Below are 26,938 nucleotides of genomic sequence, written 5' to 3'. Positions count from 1 at the left end.
GCCGTGAGCTTCGGGCCGACGGAACTGCTGGAGTGCTACGCCACCGGCGTCTTTCCGATGGGCGAAGCGCGGGATGACCCGCGTGTGTTTCTGGTCGAGCCGGAGATGCGCGGGGTGATCCCGCTGGACGCCTTCCATGCGCCGACACGCCTGAGGCGGACGGTGCGAGGCGAACCGTTTCAGGTGCGGGTATCGACGGCGTTCGTAGCGGTGCTGGACGCCTGTGCGGCCTCTGCGCCGGGACGTGAGGACACCTGGATCAATGCGCCGATCCGGGGCCTCTATCTGGCGCTGCAGGCCATGGGACACGCCCATTCGATCGAATGCTGGCGAGACGAGCGGCTGGTCGGCGGCCTTTACGGCGTGACCCTGGGCGGGGCCTTCTTCGGGGAGAGCATGTTCAGCCGCGAGCGGGATGCATCCAAGGTCGCTTTGGTGCACCTGGTCGCTCGGCTGCGGCGCGGCGGCTGGCGCCTGCTGGACGCGCAGTTCCAGACCGAGCACCTGAGCCAGTTCGGAGCGGTCGAGACGCCCCAGGCCGATTATCTGAAAATGCTGGACCGGGCGCTTAGATTGCGGCCCAACATACGGTCCTTGCGCGAACCGATGACTGGCGCGGCAGCCCTGTATTACGCCTTACAGCCCACCACCCAGGCGTCGTAGACGGGGTGCTGCAGGCCGCTGACGGCGGGCGTCGAGGCGAACATCCAGCCGCGGAAAATCTGGCGCGGCTCCTGGCTCTGGGCGCCACGCGGCTGGACCGAGATGTCCAGATAGGCGACCGAATCGTTCACCACCTCGTCGGAGGCCGCGACTTCACAGGCGCGGGCCGAAACGATCAGCGTCTTGTCGAAGCGGACCGGGCGACCGCCGACCTCGACCTCGAAGCGCATGCTCTCGGCCGTGATCTTGTCGATGGCCTGAACGACGGCGATGGGGCGGCGCGTGCGGCGGCCGGGCGGCGGCGCCTCTTCAGGCGCGGCGGGCGCGGCGGTCTTCTCTTCCTCGGCCTCGGCCTCGTCGGCCTTTTCCTCGACCTGAGCGGTCACGACGGGATCAGCAGGCGCGACCACGACCGGCGCGGCCGGCGCAGGCGTGGCGGCAGGGGCTGTCTCGGGCGTCGAGGGCGTCGTGCGCAGAATGTCGCCGATCGGGTCAGCGGGCCGCGCCTCGGCCGGCGTATCCTGCAGCGCGCGCGCGCCGACCGCCCCGGCCCCGGCCAGAGCCACGGCGATGACGCCCGTCAGCAGCCAGGCGCGGTCGCGGCTCATTCGGGCGTCCAGGCCTGGTAGTCGCCGGTGGCGGCTGGGCGACGCCCGTCCTCGGCCAGCGAGCCGGGCGGACGCCAGGCCAGCGGCGTGCCGGTCAGGTTGGGCAGATGCGGCTTTTCCCATGCGCGGCGCGGCAGCGGCGTCACGGTCGGCGGTTCGTCGAAGGTGTAGTGCAGCCAGCCGTGCCAGTCTGGCGAGACCTTCGAGGCTTCGGCATAGCCGTTGTAGATCACCCAACGGCGGCGGCGGCCGTCGTAGCTGACGTTGTCGCGCGACTGATAATAGCGGTTGCCCTGCTCGTCCGAGCCCACCAGCTCGCCACGCCGTGCGACGGTCCACAGGGTGCCGATCGTGGCGCCGTTCCACCAGGAAAAGATCTTCGCGAGCACGTGAGGGCCTTCCAGACGCGGCGCCGACAAGAACAGGCGCGCTGTCGCGATCATAGAAACACGGCCGCTCGCCGTCCAGCGAAGACGCAGAGGTCCCGCCCTGCTACATCTTGGGGGTATCTCCATTGTTAGCCGCAAGATGTGCTAGAACGGGGGGCCGCGAGCCGTTAGCCTTCCAGGCAGGACGGCCACGCGGAGTTCCCATGCGCTTTCAGCCCAGATTCGCCTTCCTCGCCGCCTCGGCCCGGCCGGGGCGCCGCGTCGTCGTGCGCGGCGCGACGGCGGACTGGACCAGCGCCCCTGACGGCTGGACCACAGCCATGCTGGACGCCTGGAGCGACTGGGACGCAGCACGGGCCAAGGATCGCCCGATGCTGGATAGCGGCCCGACCCTGCACGCGGGCGAAGGCCTGGACGGCGGCATCGGCGACTGGGCGGCGCGGCTGGCGGATCGCGGCCGGGCGCTGGGCCTCTTCGAGGACAAGGCCGAGGCCAGCGTCTTCGCCGCCGAACTGGCGGGCGCGGTGCGTCTGGGGCTGGCGGCGCCTGTCCTGACCGCCGCGCGACCCGCTATGGTTCTGGACCTCGCGACCGAGGGCCGAAGCGCGCTTGAGCGACTGCATGCCGAGCAGGCAGCGGCGACGCGGGCGGCCGAAGCGGTCGAGGCGCTGGCGCGCGCGCTGGACGCCGTGGCGGATGCGGTGCGACGCTGCGACGGCGCCGAGGGCGACTGCAAGGACCCGGCGCGCAATCCGGCCCTGGCGCGGGCGGCGTCGCAGGCGCGGCGGTGCGGGGCGTCCGACGCCGACATCCTGCGCGCCATAGCGGGCGAGACGCCGCCGCTGATGACGGCGGACGCCGGCCGTCCCACGGCGACGGTGGTTTTGGCCTGTGGCGAGGATCTGGACGCCGTGGCCGCCGCCGCGCTGGAGGCCGACCTGATCGTCTGCACCGACCGCGAAACGGCGGATGCGGCGGTCGCGGCCCTGTCGGCCGGGGCGATCAAGATCAGTCTGCCCGCGCTAGCGCGACTGTCGCCGGCCGCCCCGGCGATCGGGGATCTGGCGCGCCTGCTGGTCACGGCCGTCGTGGTCGAGGGCGAAGGGCGCACGGCGCCGGCGGTGACGCTGGGCCTGGGCGGACTGGGCGACTGGTCGCTGGCCAACGACGGGCTGGAAGCGCTGGCCGCCACGCTGACGACGGCGGCGGGCGAGACCCTGACGGAGATCGGCGCGGTGCTGCGCTGGCCGGCAGGCGAAAGCCGAGTCGGCCTGTTCGAGGAGGACGCCGACGCGCGGCTGAGGCTCGGCCTCTCGCCCCTGACGGCGGTGGATGTTTTCGAGACCGGCGACGGCGAGGTGGCGCGGCGTCTGCGCCCCTCGCTGGCCGACGCCATCGCGCGGGCGGGCGGCGATGTGGACGATGCGGAGCGGCATCTGTTCGGTCGGCGAACCCTGGCCGATGCGCCCGGCGTCACCCTAGAGCGGCTGCGGGGGCTGGGCTTCACCGATGTCGAATTGGCGGCCGTCGAGGGGGCTCTGGGGCGGGTAGAGACACTGGACGAGGCGATCTCCGACGCTGTGCTGGACGCCGGCTTCGCGGCCGATGTGCTGGGACTGGAGCCCGGCTGCGGGTCCATCCTGGCCGCCCTCGGCATCGAGGAAGACGCTCGTGCGACAGCGCAGACCTGGGTCTTCGGCCATGGCGACCTGAGCGAGTGGGACGGCGCGCCGGAGGCATTGCGGGACCTGCTGGCGGACACGGCCGCCTACGAGAACAGCCTGCGCGCCCGGCTGGGCCAGGCCAGCGCCCTGCCCGACCTGCGGCCTGTCACCCTGCCTTGGACCGCCGGTCGCGCGGAGGCCGCCGTGCTGCTGGCGACGCTGGAGGGCGGGCGAAGTCTGCGCCTGCGCCGCCTGCCCGCGCCGTCGGGTCGCTGGCTCGACATTCCCGACGCGCCGCCGATCCCCGTCCCAGCTCCGCCGGCGGCCCAGCCCAGCGTCGTCGAGCGGGTGGTCGAACGCGAGCGCAGCCGCCGCAAGCTGCCCGACCGCCGCAAGGGCTATATCCAGAAGGCCGCTGTGGGCGGTCATAAGGTCTATATTCACACCGGCGAATACGACGACGGCGAGCTGGGCGAGATCTTCATCGACATGCACAAGGAAGGCGCCGCCTTCCGCAGCCTGATGAACAATTTCGCCATCGCGATCTCGATCGGGCTTCAGTACGGCGTGCCGCTGGACGAGTTCGTGGACGCCTTCGTGCTGACGCGGTTCGAGCCGGCCGGGCGGGTCACGGGCAACGACAAGATCGGCTCGGCGACGTCGATCCTGGACTACATCTTCCGCGAGTTGGGGGTCAGCTATCTGGACCGGCGCGAGCTGGCCAACGCGGACGCCGAGCCGCTGGACGCCGACGGCCTGGGGCGCGGGGCCGCCGATGAACTGGTGCCGGCGTCGCACTTCATCTCCAAGGGCTTCGCGCGCGGCGCGGCGCCGGACAATCTAATCGTGCTGCCGTTCGGACGCCCGCGCGACGAGGAGGCCCGGCCGGTGGTGGTCGAAGCCGACGCCTGTCCCGCCTGCGGCGACTTCACCCTGCAACAGCGCGGCGGGGCGCTGGTGTGCGACGCCTGCGGCGCGCAGCCGTCGATGGCGGGAAAGGGCAGCTAGATGCGTTGGATCGAGCGGTTCGCCTTTCTGCATCCAATCTGGCTGCTGGTCTCCTTGGTTGGCTACTTCGCGCTGAGCCTTGCGATGGCTCCTATGGCGACAACGCACGCGCCCGTGCTCATTCCGGCGATGGCGATTCTCGGGTTCACGTTGCCGCTGCTTTGGATAACCGGTCTGCGGGCCCTAGCGCGTCAAGCGATGGGGATGGCGCCGTGGAACGGTTGGAGCTGGGTCTATGCGGCGGTACCGCTGGCGTCGGTGGTCGCTGCGGCTAGCTTGACGACCGCTCTGGAAATCGCGGGGGCTGCTATTTTCGGCGCGACGATCGCTTACTTTACCAGCATTTGGCTGACAGCACGCGCCCTGGCCGCCTATCAGCGCGGGCCCGGAGCGGTAGCGCTGACCATCGGGACGGCGCTGCTGCTGGTCTATTATATCATTGGCGCATGGGTCCTGCGGCCGGTGGTTCGTCAACTGAAGGCGGCGACGAGCGAGTAGTCGCCGCGGAGGCTAAGCCCCTCGAGCCACGCTTGAGCGGTCCCGCTCCCGGCCCCGGGCGACGCTTATAAGCAGACCGAGCGGCACGGATCGTCCCGAAGACGAAATCGTAAGAGGGTGTCGCTACGCTGGCCCGAAGATTGCTGCGCCGAATGCGCCGCTTCGGAGCCGAACCGTGATGAAACGCCTGATCCAGTCCACCGCCGTCATGGCCGCCGCCTTCATGGCGGTCGCCCTGCCCGCTCATGCCCAGAACGCCGGCCAGATCGCCAGCGTGCGCAGTGGCCACAGCTGCTCCGGCTGCAACCTGTTCCAGGGCGACTTTGGCGGGCTGGAGGCCCGGGGATTGAACCTGTCGGGGTCGCGGCTGCGACAGGCGGACCTGAGCCTCAGCGTCATGAATCGCACGCGGTTCAGCAACACGGATATGCGCGACGTCGAGGCCTATGGGGCGGTGTTCTCCAGTTCCAACTTCGCCGGCGCGGACCTGACCAACGCCAGCTTCGTTGGGGCCTATCTGGAGGGCTCCAGCTTCGCCGGAGCCAAGCTTTCCGGGACCAACTTCTCGGGGGCGCAGCTGGCGCGGGCCAGCGGCCTGACCCAGTCGCAGCTCAGCCGCGCGTGCGGCGACGAGGCCACGACCCTGCCGCGGGGCCTTCGCATTCCCGCCTGCTGAGCGCCCCGCAAGTTACCGCGATTTAAGTAGGGTTTCGTTTCGCCACGGGTCATGAAGACTGCGTGACACAGACCGTTCGCGCCCTCCCCCGTCGCCTGACGCAGGCTCTGACCCCGGCCCTGCTGGCTGTCGGAGCATTGATGGCGGCCACGCCGGTCCTGGCGTCCGCTCCGCAGGATCGGGACGTGGCTCGCGTCGTTTCGCTGGGCGGCTCGTGCAACAGCTGCGAACTGTCCGGCCGCAATCTGACCGGCGCCAGCTTCACCGGCGCCAGCTTCGTCAACGCGACCTTCGTCGGCTCCGACCTGCGCGGCGTGGAGATGATGGGCTCCAACTTCACCGGGGCCGACTTCAGCCGCGCCAATCTGCACGGCGTCGAGATCCTGGGCGCCAACTTCACCTCGGCCAATTTCGAAGGCGCCCGCGCCGCCGGCGCCGAGGCCGTCGGCGCCACCTTCGTGCGCGCCAATCTGAGCCGGTCGGACCTGTCGGGCGCCGAGCTTCATGGCGTGAACTTCAACGCCGCCCAGCTGACCGGGGCAAATCTCTCGGGAACGGAGCTGTTTGGCGCGACGCTCGCCAACGTTCGCGCCACGGGCGCGAATTTCAGCAGCGCGCAGATCACCGCCTCGAACCTGTCGAACGGCGACTTCTCGGGGGCCAGCTTCCGCGACGCCGAACTGGACAGCGCGCGACTGACCGGCGGCCGCTTCGCGCGGGCGGATTTCACCGACGCCTCTCTGCGCCGCACGGACATTCGCGGCGCGGACTTGTCGGATGCTCGCGGCCTGACCCAAAGCCAGATCAATCAGGCGTGCGGTGACGGCTCGACGCGGCTGCCAAGCCGGTTGACGGCTCAGACCTGCCGCGGGGGATCCCGCATCGTGCGCGCCGCGCCGGCGGCGCCGATCCCACCGGTCCCGCCCGTGCCGCCGCGCCGAAATCTGGTGGTGGCCTCGGACTGAGGGGCCCAGTACCCACCGTACCCTCGGACTTGATCCGAGGGTCATGCGCTGACGGCTGGATGGCTCAACGGGCAGCCTATCTGCCTGCGTCTATGCGGCGCCGGACAACCTGATCCTGGGATCAAGCCCGACGACGTCGGCGGCGGGTGCGCCTCAGCCCTTGAGCGGCAGGGCCGTGCGGATGTGGACGTCCTTCAGCTGACGCTCCTGCGCCTCGGTCGGGGCGTTCATCAGAAGATCCTCGCCCTGCTGGTTCAGCGGGAAAGCGATGACCTCGCGGATGGCGGTCTCGCCGGCCAGCAGCATGACGATGCGGTCGATGCCGGGGGCCAGACCGCCGTGCGGCGGGGCGCCATAGCGGAAGGCGTTCAGCATGCCGCCGAACTGCTCCTCGACCACCGAACTGTCATAGCCGGCGATGTTGAAGGCCTTCAGCATGATCTCGGCCTTGTGGTTCCGGATCGCGCCCGAGCACAGCTCATAGCCGTTGCAGCAGATGTCGTACTGATAGGCGCGGATGGTCAGCGGGTCCTGCGTCTCCAGCGCCTCCAGACCACCCTGCGGCATCGAGAACGGGTTGTGCGAGAAGTCGACCTTCTTCTCTTCCTCGGACCATTCGAACATCGGGAAGTCGACGATCCAGCAGAATTTGAACTGGTTCTCGTCGATCAGCTTCAGCTCGGTCCCGACGCGCGTGCGGGCCAGACCGGCGAACTTGGCGAAGGCCGACGGCAGACCGGCGGTGAAGAAGGCGGCGTCGCCCTTACCGAGACCCAGCGAGGCCATCAGGGCCTCGGTCGGCTCCTGACCCAGGTTCTTGGCGATGGGGCCGCCCCAGGCCCCCTGGTCGTCCGACCAGAAGATGTAGCCGAGGCCCGGCTGGCCTTCGCCCTGGGCCCACGAGTTCATACGGTCGCAGAAGGCGCGCGAGCCGCCGGTCGGCGCCGGGATGGCCCAGACGGCGTTCTTCTCATCGGCGCCCAGGATCTTGGCGAACAGGCCGAAGCCGCCGTCGCGGAAGTGATCGGAGACGACCTGCATCTTGATCGGGTTGCGGGTGTCCGGCTTGTCGGTGCCGTACCAGGCCATCGACTGGGCGAAGGTCAGGCGCTCGAAACCGGCGTGCTCGAAGGCCTCGCCAAAATCGTTTGTAAAGGTGTGCTTGCCGTCGATCGGCGAGACCGGCAGGCCGTTCGAGAACTCCTCGAACACGCCATGCATGACCGGCTCGATCGCCGCGAAAACATCCTCTTGCGTAACGAAGCTCATCTCGACGTCGAGCTGGTAGAACTCCAGCGAACGGTCGGCGCGTAGGTCCTCGTCGCGGAAGCACGGGGCGATCTGGAAGTAGCGGTCGAAGCCCGAGACCATCAGCAGCTGCTTGAACTGCTGCGGGGCCTGCGGCAGCGCATAGAACTTGCCCGGATGCATGCGCGACGGCACCAGGAAGTCGCGGGCGCCTTCCGGCGACGAGGCGGTCAGAATGGGGGTCTGGTATTCCAGGAAGCCCTGGTCGACCATGCGGCGGCGGATCGAGGAGATCACCTTGGAGCGCAGGACGATGTTCTTGTGCAGACGCTCGCGACGAAGGTCGAGGAAGCGGTTCTGAAGGCGGATTTCCTCAGGGTATTCCTGATCGCCGAAGACGGGCATCGGCAGTTCGGCGGCTTCTGACAGGACTTCCAGACCCGCGACGCGAACCTCGACCTCGCCGGTCGGCAGCAGGGCGTTGACGGTGGATGCGTCGCGCATGACCGCTTCGCCGTCGATCTTGATGACGCTCTCGGCGCGCAGGCGCTCGACGATCTCGAAGCCCGGCGTCGAGGGGTGCAGCACCAGCTGGGTGATGCCGTAGTGATCGCGCAGGTCGACGAACAGCAGGCCGCCCAGATCGCGCTTGCGGTGGACCCAGCCCGACAGGCGGACCGACTGGCCGGCGTCGGTGGCGCGCAGTGCGCCGCAGGTATGGGAACGATAGGCGTGCATGGGCGGTCTGCGGCGGTCTGATTGTGGGGAATTTTGGAGGCCGGAAGGGCGCACCAACCCGCTCGAAAGTCAAGGTTGGCGCGCCGATCGCCTGCTTAGTCCTCCACCCCCTCGACCACGGCCCGCAGGTAGGCGACGTGGCCACGGAAGGCCTTGGCGCCCGTGGGGGTCAGCGAGGCGCGGGTGCGCGGACGCTTGCCGACGAAGTCCTTCTCGATCGAGACGTAGTCGGCCTTTTCAAGCGTGGTCAGGTGGCTGCCGAGATTGCCGTCGGTTGCGCCGGAGATGGACTTGAGGCGGGGGAAGTCGACCGGCCCGCGCTCCCGTTCGGCCCACAGGGCCGCCATGATCTTCAGGCGCAACGGCTGATGGATGATGTCGTCAGGGCCCATCACGCGCTCCGCATCCACAGGCCGCCGATGATCAGCCCCAGCCCGCCGACGCCCGCCATCCAGAACGGCAGGATGTCCGGGAAGCCGAAGAAGCCGACCAGGCTGGCCGCGAACATTGCCGTACCGATCACCAGGAAGCGCGGCCGGTGCAGCAGGCCGATGATGAAGTAGACGGCCCCGCAGACGATGCCAGGGAAGGTCATGAAGGCGTTCGGATCCTGCACACCGAAGATTGACAGGGTCCCGCCTATGAAGGCCGCGATGGCCAGGCCCGCCAGCAGGGAGCGCCAGCCCATGCCGCGGCCGGCCACGCCCTGCCCTGGGGCACACGCCTTGGACGACAACATGATGGTGCCGACGATGCCGACGGCGTCGCCGATCAGCCAGGTCCAGCCCCATTGCTCGGGCGGCAGAAGGCCCATGGCGCTGTAACAGACCAGCCAGACCACACCCCACAGCATCAGGATCGGGCCGCTGATGTGATAGCTGCGTTGCTGGCTCAGGCGGCCGGTGGTGGCGTCGATGTCGGAGAGGGCCGCGGCCGCCTCGTCGCGAGTGATGTTCATAGTCGATCTCCAATAGAGTGCTCTGAACCACAGAGCACGGCGCCGCATACTCTGTCAAGCAGAGTTCTCTGATGCGTCCTCCACGATGGATGCATCGCCGTCCACAGGGCCAGCGGCGCGGCGGGCGGGAACCTGCTACAAGCCCGGTCCGATGCGCCCTTCCGACGCCACCCATCAGATGCGCCTGCCGCTGCGACGCGATGGGGTCGAGACCGAGCTCGACTTCGTCCTGTCCGACAGCAACCGCGCGGCCGTCACCGGGCTGGACGCGTGGCCCAATGCGGTGGCGGGGCCGGTCATGGCGCTATGCGGCCCCGAAGGGTCGGGCAAGAGCACGGTCGCGGGCCGCTGGGCGGAAAAGCGCGGCGCGGTGATCCTGCATGGATCGGAGGCCGCCGTTGTCGATCCGCTGGATCTGGAAGGCGCGAACATCGTGCTGGACCGGGCGCAGGACGCGGACGACGAGAGCCTGTTCCATCTGATCAATCTGGCGATGGCGGGTGGGGCGCTGCTGCTGGTCTCGCGCCGCGCGCCGCGCGACTGGCCGGCCGCCCTGCCCGATCTGCGTTCGCGGCTGGACGCCCTGCCGCTGCTGGTCGTGGAGACGCCCGACGATATGCTGCTGGCCGCCATGCTGCGCCGCGCCTTCTCGGAGCGCAGCATAGTCCCGCCCGAGGATGTGATCGATTATCTCGTCCGGCGGATCGACCGATCCTGGGCGGCGGCGCAGGGCGTGGTCGAACGGCTGGACGCTCTGCACCGTCCGATCACGCGCGCGGCGGCGCGGGTCGTGCTGGAGGGTTGATCGCGGTTGCGACTGTCGCGTTTCGTGCCCACAAACGAACCATGAGCGACACGCTGACCCCGCCGCCGACGACAGACAAGGCCCTGACGGAGTCGACGCGCGGCGAATCGGTTCCGCCCTCGCACGCGCCGCAGCTGCATCTGGACGAAGCGCTGATGGCGTCGCCGCAGCGGTTCTTCAATCGCGAGCTGTCGTGGCTGAAGTTCAATGTGCGGGTGCTGGAGGAGGCCGCCAACCCGGCCCACCCTCTGCTGGAGCGCCTGCGTTTCCTGTCGATCTCGGCCAACAACCTGGATGAGTTCTTCATGACCCGCGTGGCGGGTCTGAAGGGTCAGGTGCGCGAGAAGGTGCGGACGCTGTCGGCCGACGGCCTGACGCCGACCGAATCGCTGGAAATGATCAACGTCGCCGCCAACGAGCTGATGGCGGAACAGCAGGCGCGGTGGGGCCAACTGCGCAAGGAGCTGACCGAGGCGGGACTGGAGGTCATCCACTCGGCCAAGATCACCAAGGCCGACCGAGACAAGCTGGAGCCGGAGTTTCTGGACCAGTTGTTCGCCGTCTTGACGCCGCTGGCCATCGACCCGGCGCACCCCTTCCCCTTCCTGCCGAACCTGGGCTTCTCGCTGGCGCTTAAGCTGCGGCGGGCGGATGGGCGCACCTTCCACGCCCTGGTCCCCGTCCCGACGCAGGTGCGGCGATTCTGGGAGTTGCCGGCCGACCGTCGCTCCAAGAACAAGCGGCGGTTCGTGACGCTGGAAAGCCTGCTGATCCTCTTCATCGACCACCTGTTCCCCGGCTGCGAGGTTCTGGAGCGCGGCGTGCTGCGCCTGATCCGCGATTCGGACATCGAGATCGAGGAAGAGGCCGAGGATCTGGTGCTCGAGTTCGAGGAAGCGCTGAAGCAGCGCCGCCTGGGCGAGGTAGTACGCATCAAGATCGAGGGCTCCATGCCCGAAGACTTGCGCAACTTCATCGTCGGCGAGCTCGAGGCCGCGCCGCAGGACGTGGTCATCGTGCAAGGCATGCTGGGCCTTGCGCAGTTGTCCGAGCTGATTCCGTCCGATCGGCCCGAGCTGAAGTTCCCGGCCTATGAGCCGCGATACCCCGAGCGGGTGCGCGACCACTCCGGGGACGTCTTCGCGGCCATCCGCGAAAAGGACATGCTGATCCACCACCCGTTCGAGAGCTTCGACGTGGTGGTCCAGTTCCTGCGCCAGGCCGCGCGCGACACGAACGTGCTGGCGATCAAGCAGACGCTGTACCGCACCTCCAAGGACAGCCCTATCGTCGCGGCTCTGATCGAGGCGGCGGAGAACGGCAAGAACGTCACCGCTCTGGTCGAGTTGAAGGCGCGGTTCGATGAAGAGGCCAACCTGCGCTGGGCCCGGGCGATGGAGCGCGCGGGCGTCCACGTCGTCTTCGGCTTCGTGGAGTACAAGACCCACGCCAAGCTGAGCGTGGTCGTGCGGCGCGAGGGCGACGGCCTGCGGACCTATTGCCACTTCGGCACCGGCAACTATCACCCCGTGACGGCCAAGGTTTACACAGACCTCAGTCTGTTCTCGTGCGATCCGGTCATGGCGCGCGATGCGGGGCGGGTGTTCAACTACATCACCGGCTATGCCGTGCCGGACGATCTGGAGGCGCTGGTCGTCTCGCCTCTGAACATGAAGGCGCGGCTGATCGAGATGATCGGCAAGGAGATGTCGGCGGCGGCCAAGGGCCGGCCGGCGGCCATCTGGGTGAAGCTGAACGCCCTGCTGGATCCCGAGCTGATCGACGCCCTGTACCGCGCCAGTCAGTGGGGCGTGCGGATCGAGCTGGTGATCCGCGGCATCTGCTGCCTGCGTCCCGGGGTGCCGGGCTTGTCGGAGAACATCCGGGTCAAGTCGGTGGTCGGCCGCTTCCTGGAACACAGCCGCATCATCTGCTTCGCCAACGGCCACAACCTGCCCAGCGACAAGGCGCACCTCTACATCTCGTCGGCCGACTGGATGACGCGCAATATGGAGCGGCGGGTCGAGGTCATGGCGCCGATCCGCAACGCCACCGTCCACGACCAGATTCTGGACCAGATCATGGTCGCCAATCTGAAGGACGACGCGCAAAGCTGGACGCTGGACCCCGACGGCGCCTATCACCGCCTCAGCCCGGCCGATCCGGAACGCCCCTTCTCGGCGCACCAGTATTTCATGACCAACCCCAGCCTCTCCGGGCGTGGCCGCAAGGTGAAGACCCTGCCGGGCGCGCTCCGCTACGAACGACCCAAGCGTTGAGCCCCGCCACAGCCTTGGCGGCGCGTGACGTCGCCGTCATCGACATCGGCTCGAACTCCGTTCGCCTGGTGCTCTATCGGCTGGAAGGGCGGGCGGTCTGGCCGCTCTATAACGAAAAGGTTCTGGCGGGGCTGGGCCGGGATCTGTCGGCCACCGGACGACTGTCGCCCGACGGTGTCGTGGCGTCGATGAAGGCCCTGCGTCGCTTTGCGGCCGTCCTGGAGGGCGTGCGGCCCGAGCACACCCTGGTCGCCGCCACCGCCGCCGTGCGGGAAGCCGAGGACGGACAGGAGTTCTGCGAGCGCGTGGCCGCCGAGACCGGGCTGTTCATTCGCGTTCTGTCGGGCGAGGACGAGGCCCATTACGCCGCCATGGGGGTCGCCAGCGGCGCGCCAGGCGCGGACGGCGTCAGCGCCGACATGGGCGGCGCCAGCCTGGAACTGACCCGCATCGACAAGGGCCAAGTCGGCAAGGGCGTGACGCTGTCGCTCGGCGCCTTCTCATTTGGCTCGAAGGGCTTCGACGTCCGCAAGGTGCGCGAACAGGCGGATCGCCGTCTGGGCCGCGTGGCGGGCGATTTCAAGACGAAGCGCCTCTACGCCGTCGGCGGCGCCTGGCGCAACCTGGCCCAGGTTCACATGGCCATGGGCGCCTATCCGCTGAAGGTGGTGCACCAGTACGCCATCCCGGCGCGCGAGGCGCGCGAAGCGGCTCGCTTCCTGGCGCGGCAGTCCAAGGCATCGCTGGACGCCATGCCGGGCGTCAGCCGAAAGCGCGCCGAGACCCTGCCGTTCGCCGCCGTGGTGCTGGACAGCCTGATCGATAATCTGGGGCTGGAGGAAATCGAGTTCTCGGCCTGGGGCGTGCGCGAGGGGCTGCTGTACGACTGGCTCAGCGACCGCGTGGACGGCGGCGATCCGCTGCTGTCCGGCTGTGCGGCTCTGGGCGCGCGCCAGGGCGTCTCGCCGGCCCTGCCCGGTGCTCTGCAGGGCTGGATAGACGGCCTGATCCGGCCGCTGGAGCCGATCTTCAGCGAGGTGCGAGACGCCCAGCTGGCGGCTGCGGCCTGCAATCTGGCTGACCTGGGCGCTCGGCTGCACCCCGACCACCGGGTCGAACTGACCTTCGACCAGGTTCTGCGCGCGCCCATTCCGGGTCAGACCCACGCCGAGCGATGCTTCCTGGCCGCCGCGATCAACGCCCGCTACGGCGGTCCGGCGGCGACGCCGGAACCGGCGACGATCGAGCGGCTGCTGGACGAGCCGGCGCGGCGGCGGGCGCGGGTCCTGGGGCTCGCCATCCGGCTGGCCTGCGACCTGTCGGGGCGGTCGCCGAACCTGCTGGCCAATGCGAGAGCGCGGGTCGAGGGCGGCGAACTGAAGCTGACGGCGGCCGAGGGCTTCGCCGACGTCCTGCTGGGCGAACAGACGCGGCGTCGGGCCAAGGCCCTGGCCGAGGCGATGGACCTGTCGCTGGCCCTCTAGACAGTCGTCGTGGTCGAGGCCACGGTCGCCCCCTTCCCATCGGAGGCGATCATGGCGGTTACGGGCATCGGCGGCTTCTTCTTTCGCTCACAGGATCCCGAGGCCTTGGCTGCCTGGTATCTGGAGCATCTGGGGGTCGGCGCCCCGCCGGGGGTGTTCGTCTGGCCCCAGCAGGCCGGGCCGACCGTCTTCTCGCCCTTCAAGGCCGACACCGATTACTTCGCCGCCGGCAAGCAGTGGATGCTGAATCTGCGGGTCGACGACCTGGACGGCATGCTGGCCAGCCTGCGCACCGCCGGCATCGACATCATCACCAAGCCCGAATGGGACGCCTCGCCCGAAGTCGGCCGCTTCGCCCGCATTCACGATCCCGAAGGTAATCCGATCGAGCTGTGGCAGCCGCCGGCCGAGTAGCCGCCTAGCCCTCGATCTCGACCACCTCGACGCGCGAGCCGTTCAGCACCAGGGCGATCTCGCCCTTCTTGAGCTTCAGCGCGTCGTCGCCGAACAGCTTGCGGCGCCAGCCGTGCATGGCTTCGACGTCGGCTTCGTCGTCGATGGCGATCTTTTCCAGATCGGCGACGGTCGCGATCAGCTTGGACGCCACGCCGGCGTTGTCGCTCTTGGCCTTCAGCAACACCTTCAGCAGTTCCACCACCGACGGCGGCGCCGGCTGGTTGTGGGCCGGGCGGGCCAGTTTGGGCGCGTGGGCCTCCGGGTCGGCCAGGACGCGTTTCAGCTCGGCCGTCAGTTCCAGACCCAGCCGCGAGGCGCCGAAGCCCTTGGGCGCCGAGCGCAGGCGATTGAAGGCCTCGGGGTCGGTCGGCGCCTGCTGGGCGATCTCGTCGATCGCCTCGTCCTTGAGAATGCGGCCGCGCGGCTGGTCCCGTTCCTGCGCCGCCCGCTCGCGCCAAACGGCGGCAGCGACGAAGGCGGCCAGATATTTGGCGGCGTACTTCTTGGGCTTCAGCCGCTTCCAGGCGTTCTCGGGGTTGGTGTCATAGAGGGCCGGGTCGGACAGGTCGGCCATCTCGGCCATGACCCAATCCAGCCGTCCCTCGCGCTGCAACCGCTCGCGCAGCTTGGGATACAGCGCCGCCAGGTGGGTCACGTCGCCCAGCGCATAGACCAGTTGGCTGTCCGACAGCGGCCGGCGTGACCAGTCGGTAAAGCGGCTGCCCTTGTCCAGCTCGATGCGCAGCATCTGGCGAACCAGCGAATCATAACTGACCTGGTCGCCGAAGCCGGCGGCCATGGCGGCGACCTGAGTGTCGAAGATCGGCTCGGGCATCGAGCCCAGCTTGACGAAGATCTCGGTGTCCTGGCGGCAGGCATGGAACACCTTGACCACCGCCGGATCGCGCAGGATGGCTAGGAAGGGCTCCAGATCCAGTCCATCCGCCAGCGGATCGATGATCGCGGCGTGTTCCGGCGTCGCCGCCTGGATCAGGCACAGCTTGGGCCAATAGGTCGTCTCGCGCATGAACTCGGTGTCCACGGCGATGAACGGGGCAGAGGCGACATCCGCGCAGAAAGCCTGCAGCGCCTCGTTTGTGGTGATCGGCGTCATTGGGATGCTATAGCGCGCCCGACTCCCTGCGTGGCAAGAGCCGCGACTGACTTTCGTTCACTGAAACAAGGCCCCGCCCCATGACGGACCAGCCCAACGGCCTGACCTATGCCGACGCCGGCGTCGATATCGATGCGGGCGAACGCCTGGTCGACGCGATCAAGCCTCTGGCCAAATCCACGCGTCGGCCGGGCGCGGAGGCGTCCCTGGGCGGCTTCGGCGCTTTGTTCGACCTGAAAGCGGCCGGCTTCGAGGACCCGCTGATCGTCGCCACGACCGACGGCGTAGGCACCAAGCTGAAGATCGCCATCGAGACGGGACGGCACGACGAGGTGGGGATCGATCTAGTCGCCATGTGCGTCAACGACCTGCTGGCGCAGGGCGCGGAGCCTCTGTTGTTCCTGGACTATTACGCCACCGGGAAGCTTGACGTGGACGCCGCGCGGCGTGTCGTGACGGGCATCGCCGAGGGCTGTCGCCGGGCCGGTTGCGCCCTGGTCGGCGGCGAAACGGCCGAGATGCCGGGCATGTATTCGGGCGGCGACTACGATCTGGCCGGCTTCTCGCTGGGCGCGCTGGAGCGCGGCAAGGCGTTGCCGGACCTGGACGCGCAGGCGGCCGGCGACGTCGTCATCGGTCTGGCGTCTTCGGGCCCGCACTCGAACGGCTATTCGCTGATCCGCAAGGTGGTGGAGGCGTCCGGCCTGGGCTGGGCCGCCGACGCGCCGTTCGCCAAGGACCGCTCGCTGGCCCAGGCGCTGATGGAGCCGACGCGAATCTATGTGAAGCCGGTTCTGCCGTTGATGAAGTCGGGCCTGATCAAGGGGGCGGCCCACATCACCGGCGGCGGCCTGATCGAAAACCCGCCGCGCTGTGTGGCCGAAGGGCTGAAGGCGACCTTCGACTGGGACAGCTGGCCTCTGCCCCGCATCTTCCAGTGGCTGGCCGAGACCGGCGGGATCAGCGACCACGAGATGCGCCGCACCTTCAACTGCGGCGTCGGCTTCATCCTGATCGTCGCGCCCGAGAACGTCGAAGCGGTGCTTGAGGGCCTGCTGAACGCGGGCGAGCCGGCCTTCGTCTGCGGGCAGCTGGAGGCGGCGTGACACGGCGTGTCGCGGTCCTGATCTCAGGGGCCGGATCGAACATGGCGGCGCTGATCGAGGCCGGTCGAGTGGCGGATGCGCCGTTCGAGGTGGTCCTGGTGCTGTCCAACAAGCCGGACGCGGGCGGTCTCGCCCTAGCGCGAGCGGCGGGCGTCGAGGCCGTGGCAGTCGATCATCGCCCCTTCGGCAAGGATCGCGAGGCGCATGAGCGGGCGCTGGACGCCGTCCTGACCGAGGCGGGCGTCGAGGTGGTGGCGCTGGCCGGCTATATGCGGCTGCTGACGCCTTGGCTGGTTCGGCGTTGGGAAGGCCGGATGATCAACATCCACCCCAGCCTGCTGCCCCTACACCCCGGCCTGGACACCCATGTGCGGGCGCTGGCGGCGGGCGACGCCGAGGCGGGCTGCACGGTGCATCTGGTCACCGAAGGCGTCGACGAGGGGCCGATCCTGGGTCAGGCCCGCGTGCCGGTGGTCGCCGGCGACACGCCCGAGGGTCTGTCGCAACGGGTGCTGGCGGCGGAGCACATGCTCTATCCGCAGGCGCTGGCCGACTTCTGCCGGACGCTGGCCTAGCCGATCCGCACGCCGGTCATCGAGATGGAGCCGCCCTCGATGCTGTCGTTGAAGAAAGCGACGGGATCGCCTTCCCGGCGCTGGGCGGCGACGTAGAGCAGCGGCAGATAGTGTTCGTCGGTCGGGACGCTGAGCTGGGCGTCCTCGGCCAGATCGACCCAGTCGACCAGGGCCTGATTGTCGCCGCGCACCAGGGCCGCCTTGACGGCGTCGTTGAAGCGGATGGCCCAATCGTAAGCTTCGCCGCCCGCCCGCTTCCAGGTGCGAAGGTTGTGCACGAAGTCGCCGGAGCCGGCGATGATGATCCCCTCGTCGCGCAGGGGCTGGAGCTTCCTGGCCAGCGCCAGATGGCCGGCGGCGTCGAGGCGGCGGTCCAGCGACAGCTGGACGACCGGCACGTCTGCTTCGGGCCAGACGTGGGCCAGCACCGACCACGTGCCGTGGTCCAGACCCCAGGCGTCGGTCTGGATTGCGCCTGTCAGTTCCGACACGCGCCGCGCCAGCTCGGGCGAGCCCGGCGCCGGATACTGCATGGCATGCAGCTCCGGGCCGAAGGCGCCGAAGTCGTGGATGGTCTCCGGCTGCGGTTGCGCCGTCACGCCCAGGCCGTTGGTCTCCCAGTGAGCGGAGACCATGACCACGCCGCGCGGCTTGCCGACCGCGCGGCCGACCTCGGCCCAGGCCTCGGCGAAGGGCCCGCCCAGGGCGTTCAACGGCGAGCCGTGACCGAAGAAGAGCGCCGGCTGGGCGGACATGGCGTCAGGCGGCCGATTGCTTCTTGGCGATCTGGGCGGTGTGGCGGCCCTGGAAGCGCGCGCCATCCAGCTCGTTCTCGCTGGGCATGCGGGCGCCCGTGCCGCCGGTGATGGTGGTCGCACCGTAGGGAGAGCCGCCCGTGATCTCGTCCAGCGTCATCTGACCCTGCCAGGCGTAGGGCAGGCCCACGACGATCAGGCCGTGATGCAGCAGGGTCTGGATGACACCGATGAGGGTGGTCTCCTGGCCGCCGTGCTGGGTCGCAGTCGAGGTGAAGGCGCCGCCCACCTTTCCGACCAAGGCGCCCTTGGCCCACAGCGGCCCGGTCTGGTCGAGGAAGTTGCGCATCTGGGACGCCACGGTGCCGTAGCGGGTGCCGGCGCCGATGATGATGGCGTCATAGTCGGCCAGTTCATCGACCGTGGCGATCGGGGCGGCCTGGTCCAGCTTGTACCCGCTGGAGCGCGCCAGCTCTTCAGGCACCAGTTCGGGGACGCGCTTGACGTCGGCCGTCACGCCTTCGACCTCGCGCGCGCCGGCCGCGACCGCTTCAGCCAGGGCTTCCACGTGGCCGTAGGTCGAGTGATAGAGGACGAGCACCTTGGTCATGACGAGTTCCTATCCGTAACAGGTATGGTAGCGAAATAACGCGTCAGGCGCGTTCCGCAAGACCGAAAACGGGGAACGGGCAGGTTCGGGCGTAGAAATCCGCTGTCTGCGGCGTTCGGCCGCCCTCGCGCAGGCGGTAGGCGTGTTCGACGAGCGAGGCCTGCTGTTCGATGTTCAGGCCGACCCAGACGCAGGTATCGTCAAGCGCATAGGCGTAGGCGGCGGCGCTGTCCCCTGCCCTCAGCTTGGCGGTCAGCAGGTTGACGCCCGACTGCGCCTGCCAGACGTGAACCAGTTCGTGGATCAGGGTCGAGCGATCGGACAGGCGGGCGTTGCCGAAGTCATCCATCAGGCTGCCCCTGGGCCAGACGATCCAGTCGCGCGCAAACCATCGTCCGGCGACGAAGGCGCGCTTCAACGGCGACGGCGCCAGACGGACGGGCTCGAGATCGATCGCGGCGCCGAAGACCGATCGCGCCAGCACCCGCTCCGCTGTCGTCAGGGCTCGGACCACGGCCGCACATACTCCCAATGCCAAGGCTCATAGACATAGGGAGTGAAGCCGAAACGGCCAGCGTTCTGGACCAGCCAGCGGTAGGTGGCGCCCTGGCTCATGTGCAGGCGGCTGGCAGGATTGGTGTTGTCGACACCGAGGCCGGGGATCTGGCCGACGTAAAGATCGACCGCCGTGCCGGTCCGGTGGGGCGAGCAGACCGCGCGGCGCAGGCCGTCGCAGTTGCCCTGGGCGGCGCAGCGGGCGGCGTCGGCCTCCGGGTCGCGGAAGCCGGAGAAGATTTGCAGCATCTCGGGATCGTTCGCGACCTCGGGCACCTCGGCGCGGGCGGCGGCGACCAGCTGGCGGTAGGCGGCCAGCACGTCGCGGCGCAGCAGGCGGGTCAGGCGGTCGGCGTGCTCTTCCTCCGCCACGAGGTATCCCAGCTGCATCAGCGGCGGCGGGTCCGGGCAGGTCTCGTCCAGCCGGGCCATGACGAAGGGCCGGCGCTCCTGCCAGACGCCCTTGAAGACCTGGAAGGTCGCGGCGTCGAACACGCCGGTGGGGATCAGGGCGTAGCGGGACTGGAAGTCGGCCAGGGCCTTGGCGAACCCGGGCGAGCCGGGGGCGCAGGGACTGCCGATCTCCTGACGGATCAGGGGCAGATAGGTTTGCCAGCCCCACTCCTGGGCGCCGAAGGGGGTCCAGTCGAGGCTGTAAAGCGAGACGGCGTTCTGGAAGCCGGGACCGGCCCAGCGGGCGTAGTCGGCGTTGCACTCGGCGTTCTGGGCGCGCGCGCCGGTCGAGGCGACCAGCGCCATCGCCGCGCCGATCATCAGGGCCGCCAGCCATCGGAACATGACGCCAGTGGAGCCCACCGGCGCGCTGGTCGCAAGCGTCTTCGCCCGCCCGACTAAACCGGGCATGGTGCCCTTCGCCTGCCGACTCATCCGGAGCCCAGCGTGAGCACCACCTCCACGACCCGCATTGACCCTTCTCGCCGCAGCAACGGCGTACTGGCGGCCTTCTCCACCGTCTGCCTGCCGCTGGCGGCGTTCGGCGTGGCGCTGCCGGTCACCCTGCCGGAGTACTATGCCAGCCATGTCGGCATCGACATCGCCATGGTCGGCTATGTCTTCATGGCGGTGCGGGCGTTCGACATCGCCGCAGACCCGCTGATCGGGGCGGCGATGGACCGGACGCGGACGCGCTGGGGCCGGTATCGCCCGTGGATGGCGGCGTCGGCGCCGGTGCTGATGCTGGCGGCGCTGATGATCTTCGTCATGGTCAAGCCGGGCGCGGGGCCGCTGTATCTCTTCGGCTGGCTGCTGGTGCTCTACCTGGGCTTCTCGGTGGGCACGCTGAGCCAGCTGGGCTGGGCCTCGGTGCTGGCGCCCCAGTATGACCAGCGCAGCCGTGTCTACGCCTGGTGGCAGGCGTTCAACATCATCGGCGTCATCGCCATCCTGATCCTGCCCGCCGCCATCGTTCAGACGGGCGTCGGCGACTATGTGGCCGGGGTGCACATCATGGGCTGGGCCATCATCGTCGCCCTGCCCCTGACCATCAGCCTGGCGCTGGCCGTTGTGCCCGAGCCGGTCAATCCGGGCGAGACGCCGCACGGGGGGCTGAAGGCCTACTGGGACATCATCCGGCGGCCGACGGTGGCGCGTCTGCTGGTCGCGGACGTGCTGCTGGGCGTGGCGCCGGGGATCACCGGGGCGCTGCTGTTCTTCTTCTTCGACCAGATCAAGGGCTACGACCGGACGGCGGCGTCGATCTTCATGCTGCTGTATTTCATCGGCGGTCTGGCGGGGGCGCCGATCTGGGCCAAGCTGGCCGGCAAAGTCGGCAAGGACAAGGCGCTGGCCATCGCCAGCCTGATCTTCGCGGTGCTGTACGGGGTCGCCACCCTGCTGCCGGGGGGCAGCTTCGTCCTGACTGGCGCGGCCATGTTCATCGCGGGCCTGCCCTATGCGGCGGGGCTGTTCCTGCTACGGGCCATGATGGCCGATGCGGGCGACGAGGTGCGGCTGGAGACCGGTGTGGACCGGACGGCGCTGATGTTCTCGATCCTGTCGGCCACGACCAAGCTGGGGCACGTCTTCGCCCTGATCCCCTATGCGGTGCTGGGCTGGGTCGGGTTCAAGGCGGTAGCGCCGGCGGGCGGCAACAGCCCCCTGTCGCTGACGGTGTTGCAGGTGATGTTCGTGGCCCTGCCGACCCTGCTGATCGCCGCTGCGGCCGTCGTGCTGAGGCGGTATCCGCTGACGCCGGCGCGGCATGACGAGATCCGCCGACAGCTTGAGGCCCGCGAGACCGCATGACCCCGATCGACCGCCTGAACGGCATCATGCGGCGGTTGCGCGACCCGGACGGCGGCTGCCCGTGGGACGTGGCCCAGACCTTCGCCACCATCGCCCCCTATACGATCGAGGAGGCGTACGAGGTCGCCGACGCCATCGAGCGAGGCGACATGACCGAGCTGAAGTCCGAACTGGGCGACCTGCTGTTCCAGGTCGTCTTCCACGCCCGCATGGCCGAGGAACAGAGCCTGTTCGCCTTTGACGACGTGGCCGACGCCATGTCCGACAAACTGGAGCGGCGGCACCCGCACGTGTTCGGGGACGAGGCGGCGAAGTCGGACGAGTGGTCCCAGAAGGCGCGCTGGGAGGACATCAAGGCCGAGGAGCGCAAGGCGAAGGCGCAAGGCGGCGTGCTGGACGACGTGCCAGTGGGTCTGCCGGCGCTGGCGCGGGCGGCCAAGCTGACGAAGCGGGCGGCGCGGGTCGGCTTCGACTGGCCCTCGACCGACGAGGTGTTCGAAAAGCTGGACGAGGAGGTCGCCGAGCTGCGGGTCGAGATCGCCGCCGGCGACCTGGATAAGGCGCGCGAGGAGATGGGCGACCTGCTGTTCGTCGTCGCCAACCTGGCGCGCAAGCTGGGCGTCGAGCCGGAGGACGCCCTGCGCGGCGCGAACGCCAAGTTCGTTCGGCGGTTCGGCTTCATCGAGACCGAACTGGCCAAGGACGGACGCACGCCGGACCAGTCGGACCTGGCCGAGATGGACGGGCTGTGGGACGCGGCCAAGGCAGCGGAGAAGGCGTGAGTTTCGACCTGATTATCTTCGATTTCGACGGCGTGGTGGCGGATAGCGAACTGTTGTCCAGCGGGGTGATGGCGGACCTGCTGACCGAGGCGGGTCTGCCGACGACGCTGGATGATGTGCTCGACGAGTATGTCGGGCGGCGGTGGCGGGACACGCGGCCGATGATCGAGGCGCGGCATGGCAAGGCCTGCCCGGACGACTTCCATGAGAGGGCGACGGGCATCTGCCATGCGCGGGCGGCGACCGAGCTGGAGCCGGTGCCGGGGCTGATGGCGTTCCTGGCGTCGCGGACGGAGGCGCGGTGCATCGCCTCGTCCAGTGGGCCGGACTGGCTGCATCTGGGACTGGACCGGTTCGGCATCCGGCCCATGTTCGAGGGCAAGATCTTCAGCGCCGCCATCCATGTGGAGCGCGGCAAGCCCTTCCCCGACCTGTTCCTGCACGCGGCTAGGGCGATGGGGGTGGCGCCGGAGCGGGCGCTGGTCATCGAGGACAGCGAGGCGGGCGTGGCGGCCGGACGGGCGGCAGGCATGACGGTGGTCGGCCTGACCGCCGGGGGCCATGCGCGGCCGCAAATGGCGGATCGGTTGATGGCGGCGGGGGCCGACGTGGTCGCAGAAAGCTACAACGCCGTGGCGGCCTTCATGGATCGCTAGGGGCCGGATTGGACTCGGAAAAAGGCGGGTGCAAAGGGTCCAAATCCTGAGACGCGGCGCCAGCGGGTTCGGAAAAGGCGTCTGAATCGTTGCAGGTTTCCTCTTGGGCCGCGGCGAGCCGCAGCGGATCGCGCAGTGTCACCGGCAGCGCCCGGTCCGGGAGGTCGGCCATCACCTGGGATCGGGCGCGGTCGGCCAGTTTGTCGTAGACGCGCATCCAGGTCGACGCCTCCGCCGCCCGCCCGGCGCCGACGGCGCGGCGAATGTTCAGAAAGGCCTGGTCGGCCAGGTCGGCGAAGCTGACATTGTCGTCGGGATGGTATTCGCCGGGCTCCGGCGGGATCTCGCTGGCCGGCTGATCCATCCGCCGCCAGCCGCCGACCCGCGCATGAAGCCGAAACGAACTAAGCGATATGTCGTACCGCTGGCACACCTGCGCCGCCGTCATGCCCGACAGATATTCTCGCCGCGCATGATCCCAAAAGTCTCCGCCTTGGCCGTCGAGGCGGGTGGGGTCGAGTTGCACGTTCGAGGGCATGTCCGCGACGTTGGCATGCGGACACGTCAGGGTCGGACGTGGGGTCGTCAGGAATGCAGCTATGCGCCGGCAACGGACATTGGTGGGACGCCGGAAACACGACAGTCAGCCGCGATGAGGCTCGGCGAGGTCCGCTGTCCAATTCAGCGCCATCGGCGCTGTCGATGCAGGGACACGCTCAGCACGTCGCTCCGTCACACGCGGGCTCAGCTTGGCCATATCCTTATAACTTGTTCTCGTACTCACGGCTCTTTCTGTTCGAGGCTAACCGTGTAACCAACTGATGAGATGAGCGTTACGGCTCAGCTAAGACAGGGCCGTGCAAGGCATGACGTTCGACACGACCAAAGGCGACGCGGGCTTCGGCATCACCGGGCTGGACAATATTCTGGCCGGTGGCCTCGAACGAGGCCGTGTCTATCTGCTGGAAGGCGCGCCGGGCACGGGCAAGACAACCGCGTCGATGAGCTTCCTGCTTGAGGGCGCGCGTCTGGGAGAGCGCGGCCTCTATATCACTTTGTCGGAAACCGAAGAGGAACTCAGAGGCACGGCGCGTTCGCACGGCTGGACGATGGACGGGGTGGACATCTTCGAGCTGGTGCCGCCCGAAAGCCTGCTCGACGAACAGCAGCAGCAGAGTTTGCTCTATTCGTCTGACCTCGAGCTCGGCGAGACGACGCGGATGATCTTCGAATCCGTCGAGGCGAAGAAGCCGCTGCGGGTCGTGATCGACAGCCTGTCAGAGATTCGGCTGCTGGCCCAAACATCGCTGCGGTATCGGCGCCAAGTTCTGGCCCTCAAGCACTATTTCGCCAAGCATCAGGCGACGGTGCTTCTGCTCGACGACCTGACGACTGATATCAACGACAAAACCGTCCATTCCGTCGCTCACGGCGTGGTGCAGCTGCAGGAACTGGCGCCTGAGTATGGAGCGGAGCGCCGCCGCGCGCGGGTGATCAAGTATCGCGGACGGCGCTTCCGGGGCGGCTATCACGACTTCACGATCAAGACCGGCGGGCTGGAGGTCTATCCCCGCATCGTCGCCTCCGAACACCACACCGCCTTCGCACGGGATGTTCTGTTGAGCGGGGTCAGCGAGCTGGACGATCTGCTTGGCGGCGGTATCGAGCGAGGGTCCAGCTGCCTTGTCCTGGGTCCGGCGGGAACGGGCAAATCGCTGTTCTCGATCAAGTTCGCGGTCGCCGCTGTTGCTCGCGGCGAGAAGGCCGCCCTGTTCATCTTCGACGAGGAGCTGGGCCTGCTCTACGACCGGATGCAGAAACTCGGCATCGACCTGCGATCGATGGAGGAGGACGGTAATCTGATCATCGAGCAGGTCGATGCGGCGGAACTGTCACCCGGCGAATTCGCCTCGCGGGTTCGACAGTGCGTCGGCCAGCAGAAGATTCAGACCGTGGTGATCGACAGTCTCAACGGCTATCAGGCCGCGATGCCGCAGGAGCAGTTCCTGGTCCTGCACATCCACGAGCTGCTGCAGTATCTGAACCGCCAGGGCGCATCGACCTTCCTGACCGTCGCCCAGCACGGCCTCGTAGGCGAGATGAAGGCGCCGGTCGATGTCACCTATCTCGCCGACACAGTGATCCTGCTGCGTTACTTCGAAGCCGCCGGGAACGTGCGGCGCGCGGTGTCCGTGATCAAAAAACGCTCAGGCGCGCATGAGACCACGATCCGCGAGTTCAACATCGGCGAGGACGGGCTGACTCTCGGCGAACCGCTTAGCCAGTTCCAGGGCGTGCTGCGCGGCGTGCCGAACTTCGTGGGTCCGGGAGCAGGTCTGATGGGTGACGCCTCCGCATGAGCGCTGGCGGCGCCCTTTCGCAGCGCGCTCTGGTTTTCGCGCCGATCGGGCGTGACGGCGCGATCGCGGCCGCCATCCTCGGGGAGGCGAACGTCACGGCTGTCCTCTGCCGCGATCTGACCGATCTTCTGTCGCGGATGGATGAGGGCGCTGGTCTGGCGGTCATTGTCGATGACGTGTTGCGCTCGGCCGACCTGAGCCCGCTGTCCGAGTGGATCGCGGCCCAGCCGTCTTGGTCCGATTTTCCCTTTGTTATCCTGACACAGCGCGGCGGCAGCGTAGAGCGCAATCCGGTCGCCCAGAGGTTGTCGCAGGCTTTGGGCAATGTGGGATTTCTGGAGCGGCCATTTCACCCGACAACCCTGGTCAGCGCGGTTCGGACGGCGTTGCGGGGACGCAGCCGCCAATATGAGGCGCGCGAGCGGATCGAGGAGATCCGTCGCGGTGAGGCCTTGCTTGAGCGTCGGGTCGAGGAGCGGACTTCCGAGCTGGAAGCGGCCAACCGTCAGCTCGCGAACCAGATCGCTGAGCGGGAGAAGGTTGAGACAGCCCTGCGCCAGGCCCAGAGGCTGGAGGCAGTCGGCCAGCTCACCTCGGGCGTGGCGCACGACTTCAACAACCTGCTGACCGTCATTATCGGAAACGTCGAGCAGCTGCAGAAGCGATCTGATGACCCCAAGGTCGCGCGTCGGCTCGACATGATGGCCGAGGCGTCGCGGCGCGGAGCGCAGCTGACGGCCCAGATGCTGGCCTTTTCGCGTCGGCAGAAGCTGGAGCCCAAGGCGGTCGACCTCAACGAGACAGTCCGCAGCATGCGCAACCTGCTGCAGAGCACGATCGGGGGCAGCGTCCAGATCCTGGAGCCGGAGCTGGCGGAAGGGCTGTGGACGGCGATGATCGATCCGACGCAGATCGAGCTGGTGATCCTCAACCTTGCCATCAATGCGCGTGACGCGATGGAGGTGGGCGGAACGCTGAAGATCGGGACGACCAATGTGACGATGCCGGAGCCAAGCCGACCCGAGCATCCCCCGGCCGGGGATCATGTGGCAGTGGCGGTATCCGACAACGGGTCGGGCATGACCGAGGCGGTTTTGACCCGGGTGTTCGAGCCCTTCTTCACCACCAAGGCCGTTGGCAAGGGATCGGGCCTAGGGCTCAGCCAGGTGTTCGGGCTGGCCAAACAGTCGGGAGGCGGGGTCACGATTGACACCGTCGTTGGGCAGGGGACGACGATCAAAGTCTATCTGCCGCGCGCGCATGTGGCGCCGGAAACGGAGGTGGAGATCGGCGCCATCGCACGGATGGCCTCGACACCTGGCACGGTGGTCATGGTCGTCGATGACGACGACGCGGTGCGTGAGGTTACGGCGGGCATCCTCGCCGACCTTGGCTACGTCGTAGTCGAGGCGGGCAGCGGCGGGGCGGCGTTGGACATTCTGGACCGGCGAACAGACGTCGAGGCGGTGATCCTGGACTTCGCCATGCCGGGGATGAACGGCGCGGAGGTGGCGCGCGAGATGCAGGGGCGGCGTCCGAAACTGCCGATCCTCTTCGCCACCGGCTATGCCGATGCGGAAGCTCTGGCCGAGGCGCCGGAAGCGCGGGTGGTGCATAAGCCCTTTCGGTCGGGCGAGTTGGCCGACAAGCTGGCGCTGGCGTTCGATGAACGTCCTCTATCTCATTGACGTGGTCTGACGCGAGCATCTCGTCTTGCACGG

General features: G+C 68.4%; 27 protein-coding genes. 16 read left to right on the top strand and 11 right to left on the bottom strand.

The window, feature by feature from the left end:
* The first annotated feature begins 3 nt into the window (after positions 1-3).
* Positions 4-663: a leucyl/phenylalanyl-tRNA--protein transferase gene (gene aat / locus ASG17_RS09825; RefSeq protein ID WP_200935050.1), complete on the top strand. Its 660-nt coding sequence runs from the start codon at positions 4-6 to the stop codon at positions 661-663.
* Here aat and ASG17_RS09820 read toward each other — a convergent pair.
* Positions 630-1,271, bottom strand: coding sequence for a DUF2155 domain-containing protein (locus ASG17_RS09820; RefSeq protein WP_056102417.1), 642 nt, complete (start codon positions 1,269-1,271; stop codon positions 630-632). The genes aat and ASG17_RS09820 overlap by 34 nt on opposite strands.
* Positions 1,268-1,660 (bottom strand): NADH:ubiquinone oxidoreductase subunit NDUFA12, encoded by a 393-nt coding sequence (locus ASG17_RS09815; RefSeq protein ID WP_056103400.1) that lies wholly within the window; start codon positions 1,658-1,660, stop codon positions 1,268-1,270. The genes ASG17_RS09820 and ASG17_RS09815 overlap by 4 nt, the downstream gene beginning before the upstream one ends.
* 203 nt (positions 1,661-1,863) lie before the next feature.
* On the opposite strand from ASG17_RS09815, the gene ASG17_RS15695 reads away from it, so the two are divergent.
* From ASG17_RS15695 to ASG17_RS09795, 4 genes are all read left to right on the top strand, one after another.
* Positions 1,864-4,332 (top strand): hypothetical protein, encoded by a 2,469-nt coding sequence (locus ASG17_RS15695; protein ID WP_056102415.1) that lies wholly within the window; start codon positions 1,864-1,866, stop codon positions 4,330-4,332.
* A complete protein-coding gene (locus tag ASG17_RS09805; RefSeq protein WP_056102412.1) occupies positions 4,333-4,830 on the top strand; it encodes a hypothetical protein in 498 nt (165 codons plus the stop codon).
* Between the two features lie 178 nt (positions 4,831-5,008).
* A complete protein-coding gene (locus ASG17_RS09800; protein WP_082496174.1) occupies positions 5,009-5,506 on the top strand; it encodes a pentapeptide repeat-containing protein in 498 nt (165 codons plus the stop codon).
* Between the two features lie 62 nt (positions 5,507-5,568).
* A complete protein-coding gene (locus ASG17_RS09795) occupies positions 5,569-6,471 on the top strand; it encodes a pentapeptide repeat-containing protein (protein WP_056102409.1) in 903 nt (300 codons plus the stop codon).
* Positions 6,472-6,624: 153 nt separating this feature from the next.
* Here the strand turns inward: ASG17_RS09795 and aspS are convergent, their stop codons facing one another.
* The 3 genes from aspS to ASG17_RS09780 all read right to left on the bottom strand — a co-directional run bounded on the left by aspS (position 6,625) and on the right by ASG17_RS09780 (position 9,415).
* Positions 6,625-8,457 (bottom strand): aspartate--tRNA ligase, encoded by a 1,833-nt coding sequence (gene aspS / locus ASG17_RS09790; protein ID WP_056102406.1) that lies wholly within the window; start codon positions 8,455-8,457, stop codon positions 6,625-6,627.
* Between the two features lie 95 nt (positions 8,458-8,552).
* Positions 8,553-8,852 carry a transcriptional regulator gene (locus ASG17_RS09785; protein ID WP_162238784.1) on the bottom strand — a complete coding sequence of 100 codons (300 nt, stop codon included), beginning with the start codon at positions 8,850-8,852 and terminating at the stop codon, positions 8,553-8,555.
* Positions 8,849-9,415, bottom strand: coding sequence for a hypothetical protein (locus ASG17_RS09780; RefSeq protein ID WP_056102401.1), 567 nt, complete (start codon positions 9,413-9,415; stop codon positions 8,849-8,851). Before ASG17_RS09780 ends, ASG17_RS09785 begins: the two co-directional genes overlap by 4 nt.
* Positions 9,416-9,566: 151 nt before the next feature.
* Between ASG17_RS09780 and ASG17_RS09775 the strand changes: the two genes are divergently transcribed.
* From ASG17_RS09775 to ASG17_RS09760, 4 genes are read left to right on the top strand one after another with little or no spacing between them, the layout of a single operon-like run.
* A complete protein-coding gene (locus tag ASG17_RS09775; protein WP_056102399.1) occupies positions 9,567-10,220 on the top strand; it encodes a DnaA ATPase domain-containing protein in 654 nt (217 codons plus the stop codon).
* A gap of 41 nt (positions 10,221-10,261) precedes the next feature.
* On the top strand, positions 10,262-12,499 hold the full coding sequence (locus ASG17_RS09770) for an RNA degradosome polyphosphate kinase (RefSeq protein WP_056102397.1): 2,238 nt from the start codon (positions 10,262-10,264) through the stop codon (positions 12,497-12,499).
* Positions 12,496-13,983: a Ppx/GppA phosphatase family protein gene (locus ASG17_RS09765; protein ID WP_056102393.1), complete on the top strand. Its 1,488-nt coding sequence runs from the start codon at positions 12,496-12,498 to the stop codon at positions 13,981-13,983. Before ASG17_RS09770 ends, ASG17_RS09765 begins: the two co-directional genes overlap by 4 nt.
* A gap of 51 nt (positions 13,984-14,034) precedes the next feature.
* Positions 14,035-14,397, top strand: a complete 363-nt coding sequence (locus ASG17_RS09760; protein ID WP_056103396.1) for a VOC family protein — start codon at positions 14,035-14,037, stop codon at positions 14,395-14,397.
* 4 nt (positions 14,398-14,401) lie between these two features.
* On the opposite strand, the gene rnd is transcribed toward ASG17_RS09760, so the two are convergent.
* Positions 14,402-15,553 carry a ribonuclease D gene (gene rnd, locus ASG17_RS09755; protein WP_056102391.1) on the bottom strand — a complete coding sequence of 384 codons (1,152 nt, stop codon included), beginning with the start codon at positions 15,551-15,553 and terminating at the stop codon, positions 14,402-14,404.
* Positions 15,554-15,633: 80 nt separating this feature from the next.
* Between rnd and purM the strand changes: the two genes are divergently transcribed.
* Positions 15,634-16,659 (top strand): phosphoribosylformylglycinamidine cyclo-ligase, encoded by a 1,026-nt coding sequence (gene purM, locus ASG17_RS09750; RefSeq protein ID WP_056102388.1) that lies wholly within the window; start codon positions 15,634-15,636, stop codon positions 16,657-16,659.
* Positions 16,656-17,234, top strand: a complete 579-nt coding sequence (gene purN / locus ASG17_RS09745) for a phosphoribosylglycinamide formyltransferase (RefSeq protein ID WP_056102385.1) — start codon at positions 16,656-16,658, stop codon at positions 17,232-17,234. Before purM ends, purN begins: the two co-directional genes overlap by 4 nt.
* Here the strand turns inward: purN and ygiD are convergent.
* Genes ygiD through ASG17_RS09725 form a run of 4 tightly spaced genes read right to left on the bottom strand, consistent with a single transcriptional unit; the run spans position 17,231 to position 20,018 of the window.
* On the bottom strand, positions 17,231-17,989 hold the full coding sequence (gene ygiD, locus ASG17_RS09740) for a 4,5-DOPA dioxygenase extradiol (RefSeq protein ID WP_082496172.1): 759 nt from the start codon (positions 17,987-17,989) through the stop codon (positions 17,231-17,233). The genes purN and ygiD overlap by 4 nt on opposite strands.
* A 4-nt stretch (positions 17,990-17,993) precedes the next feature.
* Positions 17,994-18,599: an NAD(P)H:quinone oxidoreductase gene (wrbA, locus tag ASG17_RS09735; protein ID WP_056102381.1), complete on the bottom strand. Its 606-nt coding sequence runs from the start codon at positions 18,597-18,599 to the stop codon at positions 17,994-17,996.
* Positions 18,600-18,642: 43 nt separating this feature from the next.
* Positions 18,643-19,113 (bottom strand): hypothetical protein, encoded by a 471-nt coding sequence (locus ASG17_RS09730; protein WP_056102378.1) that lies wholly within the window; start codon positions 19,111-19,113, stop codon positions 18,643-18,645.
* Positions 19,098-20,018 carry a D-alanyl-D-alanine carboxypeptidase family protein gene (locus ASG17_RS09725; RefSeq protein WP_235560400.1) on the bottom strand — a complete coding sequence of 307 codons (921 nt, stop codon included), beginning with the start codon at positions 20,016-20,018 and terminating at the stop codon, positions 19,098-19,100. Before ASG17_RS09725 ends, ASG17_RS09730 begins: the two co-directional genes overlap by 16 nt.
* Positions 20,019-20,054: 36 nt before the next feature.
* Here ASG17_RS09725 and ASG17_RS09720 point away from each other — a divergent pair, with 36 nt between their 5' ends.
* From ASG17_RS09720 to ASG17_RS09710, 3 genes are read left to right on the top strand one after another with little or no spacing between them, the layout of a single operon-like run.
* Positions 20,055-21,419 carry an MFS transporter gene (locus ASG17_RS09720; protein ID WP_056102373.1) on the top strand — a complete coding sequence of 455 codons (1,365 nt, stop codon included), beginning with the start codon at positions 20,055-20,057 and terminating at the stop codon, positions 21,417-21,419.
* The gene (gene mazG / locus ASG17_RS09715) at positions 21,416-22,201 is read left to right on the top strand and encodes a nucleoside triphosphate pyrophosphohydrolase (protein WP_056102371.1); all 786 of its coding nucleotides are present in this window, start codon (positions 21,416-21,418) and stop codon (positions 22,199-22,201) included. Before ASG17_RS09720 ends, mazG begins: the two co-directional genes overlap by 4 nt.
* Positions 22,198-22,857: an HAD family phosphatase gene (locus ASG17_RS09710; protein WP_056102369.1), complete on the top strand. Its 660-nt coding sequence runs from the start codon at positions 22,198-22,200 to the stop codon at positions 22,855-22,857. The genes mazG and ASG17_RS09710 overlap by 4 nt, the downstream gene beginning before the upstream one ends.
* Here ASG17_RS09710 and ASG17_RS09705 read toward each other — a convergent pair.
* Positions 22,844-23,305 (bottom strand): hypothetical protein, encoded by a 462-nt coding sequence (locus tag ASG17_RS09705; protein ID WP_156367791.1) that lies wholly within the window; start codon positions 23,303-23,305, stop codon positions 22,844-22,846. The two genes, ASG17_RS09710 and ASG17_RS09705, sit on opposite strands and share 14 nt — an antisense overlap.
* A 418-nt stretch (positions 23,306-23,723) precedes the next feature.
* Here ASG17_RS09705 and ASG17_RS09700 point away from each other — a divergent pair, with 418 nt between their 5' ends.
* Positions 23,724-25,217, top strand: a complete 1,494-nt coding sequence (locus ASG17_RS09700; RefSeq protein WP_056102366.1) for an ATPase domain-containing protein — start codon at positions 23,724-23,726, stop codon at positions 25,215-25,217.
* A complete protein-coding gene (locus ASG17_RS09695; protein ID WP_056102363.1) occupies positions 25,214-26,905 on the top strand; it encodes a response regulator in 1,692 nt (563 codons plus the stop codon). The genes ASG17_RS09700 and ASG17_RS09695 overlap by 4 nt, the downstream gene beginning before the upstream one ends.
* Positions 26,906-26,938 lie beyond the last annotated feature (33 nt).

Source organism: Brevundimonas sp. Leaf363, from assembly GCF_001424025.1.
In the GTDB taxonomy this organism is placed as follows: Bacteria; Pseudomonadota; Alphaproteobacteria; order Caulobacterales; family Caulobacteraceae; genus Brevundimonas.
This window is presented reverse-complemented; position numbering and strand designations above follow the sequence as displayed.

Excerpts from the sequence above, each read along its gene's own strand:
- ASG17_RS09820 (WP_056102417.1), bottom strand. The coding sequence starts at position 1,271 with ATGAGCCGCGACCGCGCCTGGCTGCTGACGGGCGTCATCGCCGTGGCT.
- mazG (WP_056102371.1), top strand. The coding sequence starts at position 21,416 with ATGACCCCGATCGACCGCCTGAACGGCATCATGCGGCGGTTGCGCGAC.
- ygiD (WP_082496172.1), bottom strand. The coding sequence starts at position 17,989 with ATGTCCGCCCAGCCGGCGCTCTTCTTCGGTCACGGCTCGCCGTTGAAC.
- ASG17_RS09805 (WP_056102412.1), top strand. The coding sequence starts at position 4,333 with ATGCGTTGGATCGAGCGGTTCGCCTTTCTGCATCCAATCTGGCTGCTG.
- ASG17_RS15695 (WP_056102415.1), top strand. The coding sequence starts at position 1,864 with ATGCGCTTTCAGCCCAGATTCGCCTTCCTCGCCGCCTCGGCCCGGCCG.
- ASG17_RS09700 (WP_056102366.1), top strand. The coding sequence starts at position 23,724 with ATGACGTTCGACACGACCAAAGGCGACGCGGGCTTCGGCATCACCGGG.
- aspS (WP_056102406.1), bottom strand. The coding sequence starts at position 8,457 with ATGCACGCCTATCGTTCCCATACCTGCGGCGCACTGCGCGCCACCGAC.
- wrbA (WP_056102381.1), bottom strand. The coding sequence starts at position 18,599 with ATGACCAAGGTGCTCGTCCTCTATCACTCGACCTACGGCCACGTGGAA.
- rnd (WP_056102391.1), bottom strand. The coding sequence starts at position 15,553 with ATGACGCCGATCACCACAAACGAGGCGCTGCAGGCTTTCTGCGCGGAT.
- ASG17_RS09705 (WP_156367791.1), bottom strand. The coding sequence starts at position 23,305 with ATGACGGCGGCGCAGGTGTGCCAGCGGTACGACATATCGCTTAGTTCG.
- ASG17_RS09770 (WP_056102397.1), top strand. The coding sequence starts at position 10,262 with ATGAGCGACACGCTGACCCCGCCGCCGACGACAGACAAGGCCCTGACG.
- ASG17_RS09695 (WP_056102363.1), top strand. The coding sequence starts at position 25,214 with ATGAGCGCTGGCGGCGCCCTTTCGCAGCGCGCTCTGGTTTTCGCGCCG.
- ASG17_RS09800 (WP_082496174.1), top strand. The coding sequence starts at position 5,009 with ATGAAACGCCTGATCCAGTCCACCGCCGTCATGGCCGCCGCCTTCATG.
- ASG17_RS09775 (WP_056102399.1), top strand. The coding sequence starts at position 9,567 with ATGCGCCCTTCCGACGCCACCCATCAGATGCGCCTGCCGCTGCGACGC.
- ASG17_RS09725 (WP_235560400.1), bottom strand. The coding sequence starts at position 20,018 with ATGCCCGGTTTAGTCGGGCGGGCGAAGACGCTTGCGACCAGCGCGCCG.
- ASG17_RS09760 (WP_056103396.1), top strand. The coding sequence starts at position 14,035 with ATGGCGGTTACGGGCATCGGCGGCTTCTTCTTTCGCTCACAGGATCCC.
- ASG17_RS09780 (WP_056102401.1), bottom strand. The coding sequence starts at position 9,415 with ATGAACATCACTCGCGACGAGGCGGCCGCGGCCCTCTCCGACATCGAC.
- purM (WP_056102388.1), top strand. The coding sequence starts at position 15,634 with ATGACGGACCAGCCCAACGGCCTGACCTATGCCGACGCCGGCGTCGAT.